Source organism: Oscillatoria salina IIICB1 (assembly GCF_020144665.1).
Lineage (GTDB): Bacteria > Cyanobacteriota > Cyanobacteriia > Cyanobacteriales > SIO1D9 > IIICB1.
Window position 1 is genome coordinate 65982 of sequence record NZ_JAAHBQ010000014.1, and the last position, 15609, is coordinate 81590.

Annotated in this window: 15 protein-coding genes; 8 read left to right on the forward strand and 7 right to left on the reverse strand. The window is 43.8% G+C overall.

The window, feature by feature from the left end; genetic code table 11:
- Positions 1 to 60: 60 nt before the first annotated feature.
- The 5 genes from rsgA to grpE all read right to left on the reverse strand — a co-directional run bounded on the left by rsgA (position 61) and on the right by grpE (position 5605).
- Positions 61 to 1119: a small ribosomal subunit biogenesis GTPase RsgA gene (gene rsgA, locus G3T18_RS05460; protein ID WP_224409524.1), complete on the reverse strand. Its 1059-nt coding sequence runs from the start codon at positions 1117 to 1119 to the stop codon at positions 61 to 63.
- Positions 1119 to 1388: a sulfurtransferase TusA family protein gene (locus G3T18_RS05465; protein WP_224409525.1), complete on the reverse strand. Its 270-nt coding sequence runs from the start codon at positions 1386 to 1388 to the stop codon at positions 1119 to 1121. Before G3T18_RS05465 ends, rsgA begins: the two co-directional genes overlap by 1 nt.
- Positions 1385 to 2518, reverse strand: a complete 1134-nt coding sequence (gene dnaJ, locus G3T18_RS05470) for a molecular chaperone DnaJ (RefSeq protein ID WP_224409526.1) — start codon at positions 2516 to 2518, stop codon at positions 1385 to 1387. Before dnaJ ends, G3T18_RS05465 begins: the two co-directional genes overlap by 4 nt.
- Positions 2519 to 2690: 172 nt before the next feature.
- Positions 2691 to 4658: a molecular chaperone DnaK gene (gene dnaK / locus G3T18_RS05475; RefSeq protein ID WP_224409527.1), complete on the reverse strand. Its 1968-nt coding sequence runs from the start codon at positions 4656 to 4658 to the stop codon at positions 2691 to 2693.
- Positions 4659 to 4795: 137 nt separating this feature from the next.
- The gene (gene grpE, locus G3T18_RS05480) at positions 4796 to 5605 is read right to left on the reverse strand and encodes a nucleotide exchange factor GrpE (RefSeq protein WP_224409528.1); all 810 of its coding nucleotides are present in this window, start codon (positions 5603 to 5605) and stop codon (positions 4796 to 4798) included.
- A gap of 707 nt (positions 5606 to 6312) precedes the next feature.
- On the opposite strand from grpE, the gene G3T18_RS05485 reads away from it, so the two are divergent.
- From G3T18_RS05485 to G3T18_RS05500, 4 genes are all read left to right on the forward strand, one after another.
- Positions 6313 to 8316 carry a GspE/PulE family protein gene (locus G3T18_RS05485; RefSeq protein ID WP_224409529.1) on the forward strand — a complete coding sequence of 668 codons (2004 nt, stop codon included), beginning with the start codon at positions 6313 to 6315 and terminating at the stop codon, positions 8314 to 8316.
- Positions 8317 to 8378: 62 nt separating this feature from the next.
- Positions 8379 to 9485 (forward strand): type IV pilus twitching motility protein PilT, encoded by a 1107-nt coding sequence (locus G3T18_RS05490; protein ID WP_224409530.1) that lies wholly within the window; start codon positions 8379 to 8381, stop codon positions 9483 to 9485.
- 135 nt (positions 9486 to 9620) lie between these two features.
- Positions 9621 to 10841, forward strand: coding sequence for a type II secretion system F family protein (locus tag G3T18_RS05495; RefSeq protein ID WP_224409531.1), 1221 nt, complete (start codon positions 9621 to 9623; stop codon positions 10839 to 10841).
- 76 nt (positions 10842 to 10917) lie between these two features.
- Positions 10918 to 11496 carry a hypothetical protein gene (locus G3T18_RS05500; protein WP_224409532.1) on the forward strand — a complete coding sequence of 193 codons (579 nt, stop codon included), beginning with the start codon at positions 10918 to 10920 and terminating at the stop codon, positions 11494 to 11496.
- 185 nt (positions 11497 to 11681) lie between these two features.
- On the opposite strand, the gene bioU is transcribed toward G3T18_RS05500, so the two are convergent.
- Entirely contained in the window at positions 11682 to 12683 is a 1002-nt protein-coding gene (gene bioU, locus G3T18_RS05505) for a (S)-8-amino-7-oxononanoate synthase BioU (protein WP_224409533.1), read from the reverse strand.
- 356 nt (positions 12684 to 13039) lie between these two features.
- Between bioU and G3T18_RS05510 the strand changes: the two genes are divergently transcribed.
- From G3T18_RS05510 to G3T18_RS05520, 3 genes are read left to right on the forward strand one after another with little or no spacing between them, the layout of a single operon-like run.
- A complete protein-coding gene (locus G3T18_RS05510) occupies positions 13040 to 13249 on the forward strand; it encodes a DUF2997 domain-containing protein (RefSeq protein WP_224409564.1) in 210 nt (69 codons plus the stop codon).
- Positions 13250 to 13309: 60 nt separating this feature from the next.
- The gene (locus G3T18_RS05515) at positions 13310 to 13696 is read left to right on the forward strand and encodes a DUF1257 domain-containing protein (protein WP_224409534.1); all 387 of its coding nucleotides are present in this window, start codon (positions 13310 to 13312) and stop codon (positions 13694 to 13696) included.
- On the forward strand, positions 13696 to 14148 hold the full coding sequence (locus tag G3T18_RS05520) for a ferredoxin (RefSeq protein WP_224409535.1): 453 nt from the start codon (positions 13696 to 13698) through the stop codon (positions 14146 to 14148). Before G3T18_RS05515 ends, G3T18_RS05520 begins: the two co-directional genes overlap by 1 nt.
- Before the next feature lie 71 nt (positions 14149 to 14219).
- Here the strand turns inward: G3T18_RS05520 and G3T18_RS05525 are convergent, their stop codons facing one another.
- Positions 14220 to 14495 carry a YiaA/YiaB family inner membrane protein gene (locus G3T18_RS05525; RefSeq protein ID WP_224409536.1) on the reverse strand — a complete coding sequence of 92 codons (276 nt, stop codon included), beginning with the start codon at positions 14493 to 14495 and terminating at the stop codon, positions 14220 to 14222.
- A gap of 297 nt (positions 14496 to 14792) precedes the next feature.
- On the opposite strand from G3T18_RS05525, the gene G3T18_RS05530 reads away from it, so the two are divergent.
- The gene (locus G3T18_RS05530) at positions 14793 to 15608 is read left to right on the forward strand and encodes a M15 family metallopeptidase (protein ID WP_224409537.1); all 816 of its coding nucleotides are present in this window, start codon (positions 14793 to 14795) and stop codon (positions 15606 to 15608) included.
- Position 15609: the final 1 nt, after the last annotated feature.

The following is a 15609-nucleotide window of genomic DNA, read 5'->3' on the forward strand; positions in this document are numbered from 1 at the left end:
TTAGTGGAGAAAAGAATTTCTCCGGGCTTGACAAAAACGACACTTTGCGATCGGAAAATCTCAATCTAGATCTTCGGCTAATTCTTTTGCTTCTTCGTAAAGTTCCTCAAGTGTCTGATTTCGCTGTTTACGAGAACTACGACGATATTTTTTAGATTGTAATTTCGGTTCGTAAGTACGTTCGCCAGAACTTTTGATTTTCAGCTTCAAACTTGATTCTTCGTCAGGTCTTTGCTTCAATAATTCCTGTTGCGCGATCGCCTCCGCCAAAAATTTGAGATAATGCTCGTAGCGTTCCCAATCTCCTCTCACCACGCAGTTTGGTTCGTCTCGGTGTAAACAATCGCTAAATTGACAATTACCTTGAGCAAGTCGGGATCTCGCTTCAGGAAAGTATAATGGTAAATTAGCCGGGTCGCAGTCAAGATCGGGTTGATTAAAACCAGGAGTATCTGCTAAAAATCCACCTTCAGGCAGTTCAAATAGTTCGACGTGACGAGTAGTATGACGACCGCGATTAAGTTTTCCTGATACTTCACCAGTCCGCAGGTTAGCCGCAGGAATTAACCTATTGATCAAACTTGATTTACCAACCCCAGAAAGACCCGCGATCGCCGTAATTTTATCTTTAAGTCGCTCAGTTAGCTTTTCGAGATTATAATTGCTAGTAACACTGATAAATAGGGGACTATAGCCCCATTTTTTCAGTCGTTGTTCCCACCGATCCTTTTCTTTTTCGCTAACTAAATCTACTTTATTCAAACATAAACAAGGTACTAATTGAGTAGATTCTGCTTTTACCACAAAACGACTCAATTGTAAAGGATCTAAAGGGGGTTCTGCCAAGGAAAAAACCAAAAGAATTTGTTCGGCATTAGCAACAGGAGGGCGATCGAGTTGAGTTTGGCGAGGTAAAACTTCCGCGATCGCCCCGCGACCATCAACAAAATCTGGTTCTTCCACAACAACGCGATCGCCAACCATCACCTTCTGCCCAATTTTTTTCAAGCGAGTGCGGCGAGTGCAGAGTAAAATCGCTTTTTGCTCAACACCATCCAACCTCACCTGGTAAAAATTTGCCTGCACAGCTAAAACTGTACCAACCAATTTTACTTCCATCACCCTGCCAATCGATGGCGTACTCTAACCGCAAAAAAACCCTTGCGATCTTCCACAGCCTCCAGTTTATAGCCTTCCATAACTAAACTATCAGGCACTTGTTCGATTGGTTCTCCCGGATCGAGCCACACTTCCAACAAAGACCCTGGACTCATTTGTTCCAAACGCAGTTTAGTCCGGACAAAATTAATCGGGCAAGGAGTACCTCGTAAATCTAGTTGAGCATCAGGCACTTGTTCGGGATTATTTTTTGCTCCTGGATCGTTCATCTGTCGCCAAACATCTTTCCTAAAAATCCTTCAATTCCACCTTTACCAGTGCTTTCGCCCTTAATTTTAGCTAACTTTTCTAGTAATTCCCGTTCCTCAGCATTAATCCGACTAGGAATTTCCACCTTAATCGTCAGCAGATGATCGCCTCTACTAACTGGATTTCCTAATCTAGGTACGCCCTTATTTTCTAATTTTTGCACTGTATTAGGTTGAGTTCCCGCCGGAATAGTAACTTCCGTCTCTCCATCCACAGTCTTAACCATCATCCGGCAACCCAAAATTGCTTGTAAGTAGCTAATTGTCGTCGAAGAGAGAATGTTAACTCCCTCGCGTTGAAATTCTGGGTCTTCCTCGACAAACAAATAAACATAAAGATCGCCACTCGGACCGCCGCGTACTCCGGCATCACCCTCACTAGAAACGCGCAGGCGAGTACCATTATCCACGCCAGCAGGAATAGTTATTTTCAGTTCCTTAGTTTCCTGTTTGCGACCTGCACCACCACAAGCTTCGCATTTTTCCTCAATTATTTGTCCTTCTCCATTACAAGTGGGACAACTAGAAACTTGAGCAAAACTACCAAAAGGGGTACGAGTAGCGCGGCGAACTTGACCCGTACCATTACAGGTAGGACAAGTCTTGCGTCCGGTTCCTTTTTTCGCACCGCTACCCTCACAAACCTGACAAGTTTCTAAATGAGGAATACGAATTTTCTTTTCACCGCCGAAAATTGCTTCCTTAAATTCCAACTTCAAATCCAAGCGTAAATCTTCACCACGCACCGGACCGCTACGACGACGAACAGAGCCGCCGCCACCCATACCTCCGAAGCCGCTAAAGAAAGTTTCAAAAATATCTGCAAATCCAGCCGCATCAGCAAAATCTTGGAAGCCTACGCCCGCACCAGAACCCACCCCTGCTTCGCCAAAGCGATCGTAACGAGCGCGAGTTTCTGGATTAGAAAGAATTTCGTTAGCGCGATTTATTTCTTTAAAGCGCTCTTCCGCCCCTGGTTCTTTATTCACATCCGGATGGAATTTCCGGGCGAGACGACGGTATGCGCGTTTAATTTCATCTTGGCTGGCATCGCGAGAGACACCAAGCATTTCATAATAGTCGCGACCCATAAAGCGCTGATTGTTTACTTATTGGTTAATCTGATTGAGATTTACTTACTTACCTAGTGTAGCGAAGAACCGATTTGTGACCATGCACTCTGACAGATTCTCATCTGGCGTAGCGCCGCCTTTCGGTAACTTTGCTTATTAAAGTTTGTTAATTTTAACTACCAAAGCCTGATTAGTCAACTGCTTCGTAATCAGCGGCGATAGTATCGTCTTCGTCAAACTCGAAAATCGGTTCTTCTTCGTCATCTTCTTCAGAGTCTTCGGCAAAAGTTTCACTTTCTACCATCATCACCTCCTCTTCAATAGTTTCAAATTCTGCATCAACTCCTCGATTAGCGTCATAAACAGCAGTACCAATTGCTAAAACTACAGCCCGGTATTCCTCAAGCTTAGTTTTGATTTCTTCAACACTGCGAGAGTCATCTTTTAGTGAAGCTATCAACTGCTGTCGTTTTTGTTCAGCACGTACTTTCAAATCTTCTGGAACCTTATCGCCGTATTCTTTTAAGGTTGATTTATTGTTGTAGAACAAGCTATCTAATTGATTCTTAACCTCAACAAGCTGCAAGCGGCGGCGATCGGCTTCTGCATATTTTTCTGCTTCTTCCCGCATCCGCTCAACTTCGTTAGCATTTAAGCCTCCAGTATTGGTAATCCGGATACTTTGTTCTTTACCCGTACCTTTATCCGTAGCTGAGACTTGAAGAATACCGTTAACATCAATTTCAAAACTAACCTCAATCTGAGGAACACCTCGTGGTGCTGGCGGTATACCTGTGAGCAAAAATTTACCCAAACTTTTATTATCTCTTGCCATTGCCCGTTCCCCTTGGAGAACGTGAATTTCTACTGACGTTTGTCCGTCGGTTGCCGTAGAAAAAACTTGAGATTTGCTAGTGGGGATCGTTGTATTCCGCTCAATAATTTTGGTAAATACTTCTCCAAGAGTTTCAATCCCCAAGGAAAGAGGAGTCACATCCAACAGTAATAAATCTTCAACCTCACCACCCAAGACACCGCCTTGAATTGCTGCTCCTAAAGCTACAGCTTCATCAGGATTAACCGAGCGATCGGGTTCTTTCCCCCCAAAAAACTTTTTAATTGCCGTTTGCACAGCCGGGATACGAGTCGAACCTCCAACCAAAATAATGCGATTGAGGTCTTCAGCTTGCAGTTCGCAGTCTTTCAGTGCTTGAGCAACTGGCTTAATCGTTCCCTCAATAAAGTCCGCGACTAATTCTTCAAATTTAGCGCGAGTGAGTTCCATTTCTAGGTGCTTGGGACCCGTGTCATCAGCAGTGATAAAGGGAAGATTAATCGATGTTTTGACCAAGCTCGAAAGTTCGATTTTGGCTTTTTCCGCAGCTTCTCGCAGTCGTTGGAGTGCCATTTTATCGGCTGTCAAGTCGATAGTTTCTTTTTCTTGAAAGCTTTCGAGCATCCACACCACGATCGCATTATCAAAGTCATCACCACCGAGATGATTATTCCCCGAGGTAGCTTTAACTTCAAAAACGCCATCGCCAAGCTGCAAAATCGAAACGTCAAAAGTGCCGCCTCCTAAGTCAAACACCAAAATGTGTTGATCTTCATCTTGCTTATCCAAACCATAAGCTAGGGCAGCCGCAGTTGGCTCATTAATAATCCGCAGCACTTCCAAACCCGCGATCGTCCCAGCATCTTTAGTTGCTTGTCGCTGGGCATCAGTAAAGTAAGCTGGTACCGTAATTACTGCTTGAGTAACAGGTTCCCCAAGAAAGTTTTCTGCATCAGCCTTGAGCTTTTGGAGAATCATCGCCGAAATTTCTTGAGGCGTATAATTCCGACCGCGAATTTCCACATCCACAGTATCATCACGACCCTTAACACATTCATAAGGAACGCGCGATCGCTCTACCTGGGTTTCATCCCACCTTCGTCCGATAAAGCGTTTGATACTGTATACCGTGTTTTCCGCATTAGTGACAGCCTGCCGCTTTGCTAGCTGACCCACCATGCGTTCGCCTCCTTTGCCAAAACCCACCATTGAAGGAGTCGTTCGTCCTCCTTCATTATTTGGTATCACAATTGGCTTACCCCCTTCTAAAACAGCGAGGCAACTATTGGTCGTCCCGAGGTCGATCCCAATGACTTTTCCCATAGCTAGCGGCAGTAAAGGTGTGCAAAATACTGTTCTAATTTGGGGGAATTTGCTGATTTTTGGGCATTTTTACTTTTCCCCCTGCTGACATTTTCGAGACTGACACCTAGAGCCTTGCTCGATGCAGCCCAGACAAATTAACTTTCGCTTGCTTCGACTTCGCTTTCTTCATCGAAAGCCGCTTCTTCTGAGCTTACCACGGGTTCAGGAGCTGCAGCAACCTTAACCATTGCGTGACGCAAAACGCGATCGCCAAGCATATAACCTCTAACAAGTTGCTCAATTACCGTTCCTTCAGGGTATTCATCCGTTGGTTGCCTCAGCATTGCCTCGTGCAGATTCGGGTCAAATTCTTGCCCTTCCGGACGCATTGCTGAAACACCGATGCGCTTCAGACTATCCACCAAATTTTTGTATACACCCTGATAACTTTTGTGAATACCCATTTCACCCTCGTCAGCAGGCTTAATTTGCGTTCGCGCCCGCTCAAAATTATCTACCACAGGAAGTAACTCGGTGATGGTATTACATTTAACTTTTTGTTCGAGTTCTTCTTTTTCCTTTTGGGTGCGCTTGCGGAAGTTATCAAAATCTGCTGCTATGCGCAGATATTGGGCTTTGTAGGATTCACCTTGTCGAGTACGCTGTTCTAGTTCTGCTTTGAGAGCCTCAATTTCTTTTGCTAAGGCTTCTTGAGTATCAGCAGCAGTTTCCGCCGTCTCATCGGGGATTACTTCCTGTTGTGCTTGTGCTGCTACATCACCCTCAGTTGGCATTTCTGAGTCTTCTTGGGCGGTGCGGTTAGACGAATCTTCTGCTTGTTCCACTCCAAATGCTTGTTCTCCTAGCTCGTTTGCTGAAGAGACGTTATTCGTCTCCTCATTGCGATTATTAGCATCCTCTGGATGCTCTGAGATTTTTTCTTGCTGCTTTGGATCGTCGATCATGATGCTTTTATTTTCTGTAAATCTTAACCAACAGCATTTTTCTGATGATTTTTATAGATTGGCGAACCTGGGGACTTTACTCCAACTTCGCTACATTTAATTTAGTTTATCTGTTACTGGTTACATTGCCACCAAATATCCGATCTTGGCATAGTTTAGATTGTTACTCAACCCTATGCTCTCTAGTGTAGCAATCTGCAATAAACTTTAACATTCCTCAGTATAGACATACTTTATCAAAATGATTTCCCGAGCTGGTAATTTCAGTCAATGCCTAAATTGCCTTCAGGGAAAGGATTATCATCCTCAAGAGCCAAATTTTTTTCCCTAGGAGCGAAAATAGAGGGGAAAAATTTTACCTACCAATCCTACCAAAGACCCTGGCTAAGGTTTCTAACATCTTGCTGCGGTCAAGTCAACCTACCCAATTTAGAAGTTATTATCATGAATATCCAAGCTACTTACTTAGGCATTGGGTAAAAATTGGAACTGTTACTCAAATCCCTAGGCTCGAAAAACCTCCAAAATCAACACCAGTGTCGATTTTGAGTAAAGACCAGGCAATCGCGGGTAGTAGTGGAGTGGATTTTGCCTAAACCGAAAAGTGAAAGGACGCGATCGCTCTTATTCAGCTAAAGAAGTAAAATTTCAGCCCAGGCTTTGGGGAACACTAATAAAGGTAAGGTAAGGAGATATTTTCACCAGCTATGACTCAATCGTCATCTAGGCGCTCCAAATTAGCCCTTGTCAAAAGCCATGATTTCTCGCCTTTTGGCAATAAACTTATTGAGACGGGATACATCGAAGCAGACCAAATGAAACAAGCGCTGGCACAAACCAGGGCTTCTGGTCGTCCGCTCACTGAAGTAATTGAAAACATCACTGGACGACAACTTTCTCCAGAATTACAGCGCCAGTACAAAAAACAACAACTATTTGAGTTAAAAATTCTTTACGGTGTTGAATCTCTCGATCCGGAAATTAATCCGGTGACAGAAAACCAGATGACTGCACTGGTAGATGCGATGATTCCCATCGATATCTGCCGTCGCTACAAGCTTATGCCACTAAAAAAAATAGATACTCAGCCTCCCTCGCTGTTAGTGGCAATGGTAGACCCGGATAATCTTGATGCCCACGACGACCTAACTCGGATTTTACGTCCTCAAGGGATAACTCTTCAGCGTTTAGTAATTACTCAGGAAGACTATCAGCAGTTACTCCAGAAGTATCTGGACGAACAAGGAAGAATAGAGGAACAAAAAAATAAAGAAAAATTAACCGATGTCTCTCAAGAGTTAGATAAGTTAGACCTTAACTTACAAGAAGTTAAAGATGAAAAGGAAGAAGACCTTAATGCGCTTAAAGAGGCTGAAGATGCTCCGGTTATTAACCTGGTAAACAAAATCTTGGCTAAGGCTTTGCAAGAAGGAGTTTCCGATATTCACATCGAACCTCAAGAAGAGTTCCTCCGGATACGTTTTCGCAAAGATGGGGTATTGCAGCAGGCTTTTGACCCCTTGCCAAAGAAAATTTCCACGGCAGTCGCAGCACGTTTCAAAATTATGGCAGAGTTGGACATTGCCGAACGACGGATGCCTCAAGATGGTAAGATTCGGCGGATGTACCAAGGTCGTAAAGTAGACTTCCGGGTCAGCAGTTTACCTAGTCGCTACGGCGAAAAAATAGTGCTGCGGATTTTGGACAACACCGCTACTCAGTTAGGTTTAGATAAGTTGATCACTGACCAAGAAAGTCTCCAAATGGTCAGGGAAATGGCAAGTCGTCCCTTTGGTTTGATTTTGGTAACAGGACCGACAGGTTCGGGTAAATCAACCAGCTTATATTCGGTACTAGCAGAGCGCAATGACCCAGGAATTAATATTAGTACCGCCGAAGATCCGATTGAATATTCTTTACCAGGAATCACTCAGGTACAGGTATTGCGGGAAAAAGGAATGGACTTTGCGTCGATTCTACGCTCTTTCCTACGGCAAGACCCAGATGTGATTTTGGTGGGTGAAACAAGAGACCACGAAACGGCAAAAACAGCGATCGAAGCAGCACTAACAGGTCACTTAGTCTTGACTACATTACACACCAACGACGCCGCAGGCGCGATCGCTCGTCTGGATGAAATGGGTGTGGAACCGTTTATGGTTTCTGGTGCTTTAATTGGCATTTTGGCACAGCGCTTGATGCGCCGGGTTTGTGGTGAATGTCGCATAACTTACGCTCCGAGTAAGGAAGAACTAGAAAAATTTGGTCTGTCTGCCAAACTTGAGGAAGGAGTAACTTTTTATCGAGCAAATACTCTCTCGACTGACGAAATTTACTCGGCAAGAGACAATGGCAGCTTGTGTAAAAAGTGTAATGGAGTGGGTTACAAAGGGCGGGTTGGTGTCTATGAAGTGATGCGTAATAGCGAACGACTGCAAACTTTAATTACTGAAAAAGCTCCCACTGAGCGGATTAAAGAAGCGGCGGTGGAAGAGGGAATGAAAACTTTGCTGGCTTACAGTATTAATCTAGTGCGTGAGGGATATACAACTTTTGAGGAAGTAGAACGGGTGACTTTCACCGATTCTGGCTTACAGGCAGAATTGAAAGCAAAACGCAAAACTTCTCTTACTTGTCGCACTTGTGGCGCTGGATTACAACCGGAATGGTCTGATTGCCCTTATTGTCTCACACCTCGCTTTCAAGACTAAAACCAACGGTGAGTGTTTCTTAACTGACTTGTTACTTGAAATTCAACCAAGGAGATCGAATAATGGAATTAATGATTGAAGATGTGCTAGAGCAATTGGTGGAAATGGGAGGCTCAGATGTACATATCCAAGCAGGAGCGCCAATTTATTTCCGTGCTAGTGGTAAACTACAACCGATCGGCGATGAACCATTGACTCCTCAAGAATGTCAGCGCCTGATCTTTAGTATGCTCAATAATAAACAGCGTAAGGATTTGGAGCAAAACTGGGAGTTGGATTCTTCTTACGGGGTGAAAGGACTGGCTCGCTTCCGTTTGAATGTTTATAAAGAGCGGGGTTGTTGGGCGGCTTGTATGCGAGCGCTGTCTTCTAAAATTCCCAATTTTGATGTGCTGGGTTTGCCTGATATTGTTAGAGAAATGTCCGAGCGTCCGCGCGGGATGGTTTTGGTGACAGGACCGACAGGTTCGGGTAAGACTACTACCTTGGCGGCAATGTTGGATTTGATTAATCGTACTCGCGCAGAACATATTCTCACGGTGGAAGATCCGATTGAATATGTTTTCCCGAATATTAAAAGTTTGTTCCACCAACGTCAAAAAGGCGAAGATACAAAAAGCTTTGCTAATGCACTCAAAGGTGCGCTGCGTCAAGACCCAGATATTATCCTCGTGGGTGAAATGCGGGACTTAGAAACGATCTCTTTGGCAGTGTCAGCCGCAGAAACAGGTCACTTAGTATTTGGTACGTTACATACGAACTCCGCAGCTGGTACGATCGACCGGATTTTAGACGTTTTTCCTCCCGAACAACAAGGACAAATCCGGGCGCAGGTTTCTCAATCTTTGTTGGCAGTATTCAGTCAGTGTTTGGTGAAAAAGCACAATCCGAAACCGGGTGAGTTTGGGCGGGCAATGGCTCAGGAAATTATGGTGGTAACTCCAGCTATTGCTAACTTGATTCGAGAAGGGAAAACTTCGATGATCTACTCTGCGATTCAAACGGGAATCAAACTGGGTATGCAAACAATGGAGCAAGCTTTGGCGGGTCACGTGATTAGCGGGAAAGTATCTCTGGAAGAAGCTATGTCGAAGGCAAGTAAGCCAGATGAACTACAACGCTTAGTTAGTGGTGCTGCTGGTGCTAAGAAAGCGACGGCGAAACGCTAATGAATTGTGGCGATCGCCTATTCTACTTGTCAGTGGCGATTGAGCTAGTTCCCAACGCTCAAAATAGCGATCGCCAACAATCTTCTCAATCTAAAAAAATTTTTCCCGATCGACTAACTATTTTTATTACGAGCCATGCCAAGTACCTATATTGTTGATGTTGTTGATGCTACGGGTAAAAGCTCCAAGGAAAAAGTTGAAGCTAATTCTCCCGAACAAGCCCGGAGTATTCTTCAAGGGAGATATCCGACAATCGGACAAATTAAAAAAGCAGGCTTTGACATCGATTTATCTCAGTTAGAAATGCTCTTGACGAGCATTACTGTTAAAGATAAAGCGGTTTTTTCCCGGCAATTTGCGGCGATGATTAATGCTGGCGTACCCATTGTTCGTTGTTTAGGTGTTTTATCAGACCAGTGTTCTAATCCTAAGTTGAAAAGAGCTTTGTTAGGAATTAGTGCTGATGTTCAAGAGGGAACTAACCTGAGTGACTCGATGCGGAAGCACCGCGACTGTTTCGACCAGCTTTATATCAGTATGGTGGAAGCGGGTGAGGTGGGTGGTGTTCTCGATGAGGTACTTAACCGACTGGCTAAACTACTTGAGGATATGGCAAAGCTGCAAAGTCAAATTAAGGGGGCAATGGCTTATCCGGTGGCGGTGGCATTTATCGCTATTCTGGTTTTCCTCGGAATGACAATCTTTATTATTCCTGTGTTTGCCGGAATTTTCCAAGATTTAGGAACTGAATTACCAGCTTTAACCTCTTTTATGCTGGCTACGAGTAAGGCAATTAGAAACCCACTATTGGTGGGTATTACTGTTGGCACAATTGTGGCTGTAGTAGTTACAGTCAAACAATATTACAAAACTCCGCCGGGGCGTTTGCAAATCGATGGTTTAATGCTGAAACTACCTTTGATTGGCGATTTGCTCGAAAAAACGGCGGTAGCTCGCTTTTGTCGTATTTTTGGGACGCTGACTCGTTCGGGAGTGCCAATTTTGACAAGTTTGGAAATCGTCCGCGATACAGCAGGAAATCAGGTGATCGCTAATGCAATTGAGTCAGCTAAGCAGGAAATTCAGCAAGGCGGCATGATGAGTATTGCTATTGACAAGGAACAGGTTTTTCCTGCCCTGGCAGTACAGATGATGAGTATTGGGGAAGAAACTGGTGAACTCGATGGGATGATGATGAAGGTTGCTGATTTCTATGACAATGAAGTTGAGGAAACTGTGAAGGCGCTGACCAGTCTCTTGGAACCAATTATGATCGTAGTAGTTGCTGGAATGGTGGGTGTAATTTTGCTCTCAATGTATCTACCTATGTTCAAGGTGTTTGAGGATTTAGGTTAAGTCACAACTCTACCAGACGAAGATTGAAGCTCTGGGATTGAATCGGAAATTCAAAATCTATAATTGACAATTTGTTATGCCTGTTAAGCAATCCCATTATGAAGTGCTACTTTCGGAGTATAGTAATCGTGAAGCGGCGATCGCTCTTCTGAGAGAGTATCGCCCTTACTTGGAAATGCTCCCTAGTATGCGGCGCCCAGATCGCAGTGTTATTTCTATTCCTTTGCCTGTGGCAAGGATTCGTCAACCAAAACCAACACTAGGACACAATGTTAGTGTTGGTTCGACTGGGGCAACAATCCCCCTTGAGTGCGATATCGCGCTTTTGATGTGCGATCCTGAATGGAAAATTAAAATGGGGGTGGAAATTCTCATTTTTATCCATCGTCCCCAAGAAGATTTTTCTGGGTTACTTCGTCGCTGGCGACAAACTCAGGTGTCTCTGGATAAAGATTATGAATGGCTGATGCCTCCTGGAGAACAGCATATGGTTAGTGAGGGGGCAGAGCAAATCTATCCTTTGTTTGTCGTTTTTGCTGAAACTCCAGAACGGATTAAAAGAGGCTTGGCGGGAGCTTCTCTTCCTTTTGTTGTACAAACACCAGATTTTGGACAGGAGGAAGAATTTTCTGAGGCTTTGTTTGCTGAAGGGTGATTTTAGCGATCGCTTGGGGATTGGGATTTAGCGACTGGGGATTGGGGACTAGGGGTTTCGGCGATCGGTTATTAGTTGATGGTTACTCTTGACTTTTTTGAGAAAATATGGTATTGGAGTAATTGGCGATCGCCGTAAAACTGCTAGTGTTAACTATGGGCTAATTGCTAAAATCACTGAAAATTTTATTTGACAAAAGAGGGCATGACTTCGGCGGCGGTGAAAAGACCATAAATGCCGCGACGGTGTAATTTAATTCCCGCTTTGAGATAGCCAAAGGCAGGTCCGCAAACGTTGGCTGCCATGCTGGTTTCGTCACCGAGGGTAAAGGTATGAGTAGATATTTTACCTTCAAAGGTGCGACCTGTAACTTTGACGTTGGTACTCAAGGGCTTTTTCGGGTTGCGAGTATCGACTACGCCGCCGACAGTGACGCGATCGCGCGGACAAATTCCGGCTAACTCTAACATAATGTCGTCGGCGTGTTCCATGTTTTTTAAACTGAGAATGCCATTGGTTCGATCTAATAAAGCTTCGATTTCGCTTTCGCTCATCGCCCTAGCTTTTTCTAGGTTGTAACCAGGTAAATGAGCAATATCTTCTCTGATTGTGGCGCGATAAGCTTCCCAGTTGGCAATGCCCACTCCAAAAGTAATTTTAACACTGTGAATTTCCGCGTAACTCTGAGCGGCGATCGCGGCGGCGGCGGTTAATAATCCTGGTGTTGCCCCGCAACCTGTCATGTAGGTAATTCCTGCTTGTTGCAGTTCCTCTTGTAACTCTAATAATTGCTCGACTGCACTGGTGCGTTTGAGGGCATCTACTAGCACTCCTTGCCAACCTGAGTCGATAAACTGTCTTGCTACTGCCGCCATAAATGTATTTGGTAAATTAGGCAAGGCGAGAAAATATCCGTCTACTGATGCTTTGGCAATTAAATCTTTAATGCTCTCGCTACTGAGACTACCGTAGGGATCGAGATAACCTAGGGAACCTTTTTGTTGATATGCTGCGATACAAGCATCTGCTTCTAAACCAGCATCGCAGTAAGCGTAACCTTTTTGGTCTGCCGCCGCTACCCAAACCAACTCGCTTTTAGGTGCTAAAACTCTTGCGGCTGCTTGTCCTAAGCCACCGAAACCTAAAACGCCTACTGAAATCTTGCTTGTCTTTTTTTCTACACTCATACTTGCCTATTTTGATCGTCACAAACTTTTATTTTACTTTGGGTTTGCTGGCGAGATCCTGTAGGGAGCAAATCAACCTCAAGGCACAAGCGAGATCTAAATTGATTATGTATATTTTTGTAAATGCCAAATCTTTATGGCATCTTATAACTTGACTGGGAGAAAAAGTTAAGCGAAACTTACAAAAGGTTAAGGTCATAACATCCTCGATTGTTAAAATTTGTGAAAAATAGACAAGTTATGCTGTAATTGCTCAAAATAAATTTATAAAGAGCGATCGCACTCACAGCATATGCTTTTTCCCCTAACCGAAGCTAAAACCAAACAGCAAAAATTGCCCAGTGTTAGCTATGAGCATGGAAACACTAGAATTTATTATTTACCCCGATGGTAGGGTAAAAGAAAAAGTTACAGGCATAATTGGGTCATCTTGTCAAGAGGTGACAGCAGCAATTGAAGCAGAACTGGGGCAAGTGCTATCTAATGAAAAAACATCAGAATACTTTGCCCAAGAGCAAACCCAATCAGCAAAGGCGACAAATCAAGCAACTTATAGCGCTTGGTAAATTCTGTTAAAAACCGATTTTTTGGCTTAAATCTAGTTCAATTTAGTTCACATAAAAACTATGTCACACTTCAGTAACATCAAAACTCAAATCCGTAATTTAACTTCCTTGCAAGCTGCTTTAGGCGATTTAGGAATTGAATGGAAGTCAGGTCCAAGCGCAATTAGAGGTTATCGCGGTCAAACTCGTAACGCCGAAGTAGTCATCGAACAAGATAACAACTATGACATTGGTTTTAGCTGGAATGGTCAAGAATACGAGCTAGTTGCCGATCTCCAATATTGGCAGCAACCTTTAACAGTAGAAGCTTTCCTGCAAAAAGTAACTCAACGTTACGCTTATCAAACTGTAATTAGCGAAACTACCAAACAAGGATTTCAAATTTCCGAAGAACAAAAGAATGAAGACGGTTCAGTCCGTCTAGTTGTCCAACGCTGGAGTGCGTAATGTCAGATTTAGCCCAAACGCCAGAACGTTCAGGATTAGAACCCGAACTTGGTGGAGTTTTTCGGGACTCGCCAGAGCGTTCCGGCTTAGAACCCGAGTTAGGAGGCGAACTGAGGCAAAAAGGGGTTTACGTCGATGAAATCACCTGTATCGGTTGTAAACATTGCGCTCACGTAGCCCCAAACACATTTTATATCGAACCAGATTATGGGCGATCGCGCGTCATTCGTCAAGATGGCGACTCGGAAACACAAATTGAAGAAGCGATCGACACCTGTCCGGTTAACTGCATTCACTGGGTTGATTATACAGAACTAAAGCAGCTAGAAGAAGACCGGAAATATCAAGTAATTCCCACGGTTGGATTTCCTGTTGATAGTTCGGTTATTGCTGCGAATAATCGACGCAAACGGCAGAACCAAAAAAGTGAACAACAGCGAGGTCATCATTAACCTGACTGTAAACAAGCTGGCACGAAAGAAAATCCTCAAAGCGCCTACAGCCAGGGGATTTTCTTTTATTGTCAAGAATTGTGTTCGCTGAGGAGTTTTTCAATTCTAGCTTCATCGAGGCGAGAAACAATTTTTTTCGATTCATAAATATCGCGGGTAGTTTTAGTCAAACTAATAGTTGAACCCACGGTAAATGCTAAACCCATACCCATAAAACCTTTTGTCCAAGCATCTACCGGAAGGTAAATAATCCCGATCGCCGTCGCCGAAATTGAAACAAGAAAAGAAGCCCAAACTTGAAATACCCACGCACTGCTATGATTTTGGTTCTGAGATTCTTTACTCATTAGCTTTTCCTCAACTTCAACCTTTGCAAGAGATTTTATTGCCGAATCTTGGCAGAAAATAAATTTGAGGGACACTTTAGTGATTGGAGTTAGATCTTGAAAAAAAGTCACCTGGTAAGCTACTTAAAGTGAGGAAAACCTTAGTCAAAAATAAAAGTGGCACAAAATTTCCAGACAAACTGAGAACTCGTTGCTCGTTTCGCTAACTTATAAAAATCTAAAATCAAATGACTTCTTCTCGGAACCTAGGCAAAAAATTCGGTAAAGTAGTGTGAGTATGGAGCAGGAGTGGATCTTTTGGATAACGCAGGTCTGCCGGGAAAACAACAAAAACTATCTGTTGAGCCAGTTGACGATATTCCAGAGGCGAAAAGAGAAACGCCTCCCCGAAGACAATCATCTCAGTTAAAACCTGGATTAATCATTGGTGGAGGATTAGGAATAGGCGCGATCGCGTTGGCGATCGCCATTTTTGCTAGTTCCTCTCCCCCTCAACCAGAAGTAGCTTCTTCCCCAGAAATAACCCCAACCCCAACGACGGAACCAAGTTCAACACCAACTGAAAGCAAGGAAACAGTGGAAAATATTCTGGGACACCTAGAATATCAGGAAGCACCCCAAACAGATTTAGTCCCAATTGCAGGGAACAGTAAAATTTTGCTCCGTCAAGCAGCAGCAGAAAAATTTAACCAAATGGTGGCAGCAGCTAGGGCTGAGGGGATAAAATTAGTGCCGATTTCCGGCTATCGTTCCGTGGAAGAGCAAAAATATCTCTTTTTTGATGTTAAAGCACAACGAAATCAGAATGCTTCAGAAAGAGCCGATGTTAGCGCGCCTCCAGGCTACAGCGAACATCATACAGGTTATGCTGTAGACATTGGCGACGCAAATGCCCCAGCAACGAATTTAACTCAAGCATTTGAAAATACTGCCGCCTTCCAATGGTTGTTGCAAAATGCTGCTCGTTATAGCTTTGAGTTATCATTTCCCCGTGATAACCTGCAAGGAATTAGTTACGAACCTTGGCATTGGCGTTTCGTTGGCGATCGCCATAGCTTAGAAACATTTTATAAGGCACAAAATCTCCGCAAACCAATAACTAATCAAAGATAAA

Excerpts from the sequence above, each read along its gene's own strand:
- rsgA (WP_224409524.1), bottom strand. The coding sequence starts at position 1,119 with ATGGAAGTAAAATTGGTTGGTACAGTTTTAGCTGTGCAGGCAAATTTT.
- G3T18_RS05490 (WP_224409530.1), top strand. The coding sequence starts at position 8,379 with ATGGAATTAATGATTGAAGATGTGCTAGAGCAATTGGTGGAAATGGGA.
- G3T18_RS05525 (WP_224409536.1), bottom strand. The coding sequence starts at position 14,495 with ATGAGTAAAGAATCTCAGAACCAAAATCATAGCAGTGCGTGGGTATTT.
- G3T18_RS05510 (WP_224409564.1), top strand. The coding sequence starts at position 13,040 with ATGGAAACACTAGAATTTATTATTTACCCCGATGGTAGGGTAAAAGAA.
- dnaJ (WP_224409526.1), bottom strand. The coding sequence starts at position 2,518 with ATGGGTCGCGACTATTATGAAATGCTTGGTGTCTCTCGCGATGCCAGC.
- G3T18_RS05465 (WP_224409525.1), bottom strand. The coding sequence starts at position 1,388 with ATGAACGATCCAGGAGCAAAAAATAATCCCGAACAAGTGCCTGATGCT.
- dnaK (WP_224409527.1), bottom strand. The coding sequence starts at position 4,658 with ATGGGAAAAGTCATTGGGATCGACCTCGGGACGACCAATAGTTGCCTC.
- G3T18_RS05495 (WP_224409531.1), top strand. The coding sequence starts at position 9,621 with ATGCCAAGTACCTATATTGTTGATGTTGTTGATGCTACGGGTAAAAGC.
- G3T18_RS05520 (WP_224409535.1), top strand. The coding sequence starts at position 13,696 with ATGTCAGATTTAGCCCAAACGCCAGAACGTTCAGGATTAGAACCCGAA.
- G3T18_RS05500 (WP_224409532.1), top strand. The coding sequence starts at position 10,918 with ATGCCTGTTAAGCAATCCCATTATGAAGTGCTACTTTCGGAGTATAGT.
- G3T18_RS05515 (WP_224409534.1), top strand. The coding sequence starts at position 13,310 with ATGTCACACTTCAGTAACATCAAAACTCAAATCCGTAATTTAACTTCC.
- grpE (WP_224409528.1), bottom strand. The coding sequence starts at position 5,605 with ATGATCGACGATCCAAAGCAGCAAGAAAAAATCTCAGAGCATCCAGAG.
- bioU (WP_224409533.1), bottom strand. The coding sequence starts at position 12,683 with ATGAGTGTAGAAAAAAAGACAAGCAAGATTTCAGTAGGCGTTTTAGGT.
- G3T18_RS05485 (WP_224409529.1), top strand. The coding sequence starts at position 6,313 with ATGACTCAATCGTCATCTAGGCGCTCCAAATTAGCCCTTGTCAAAAGC.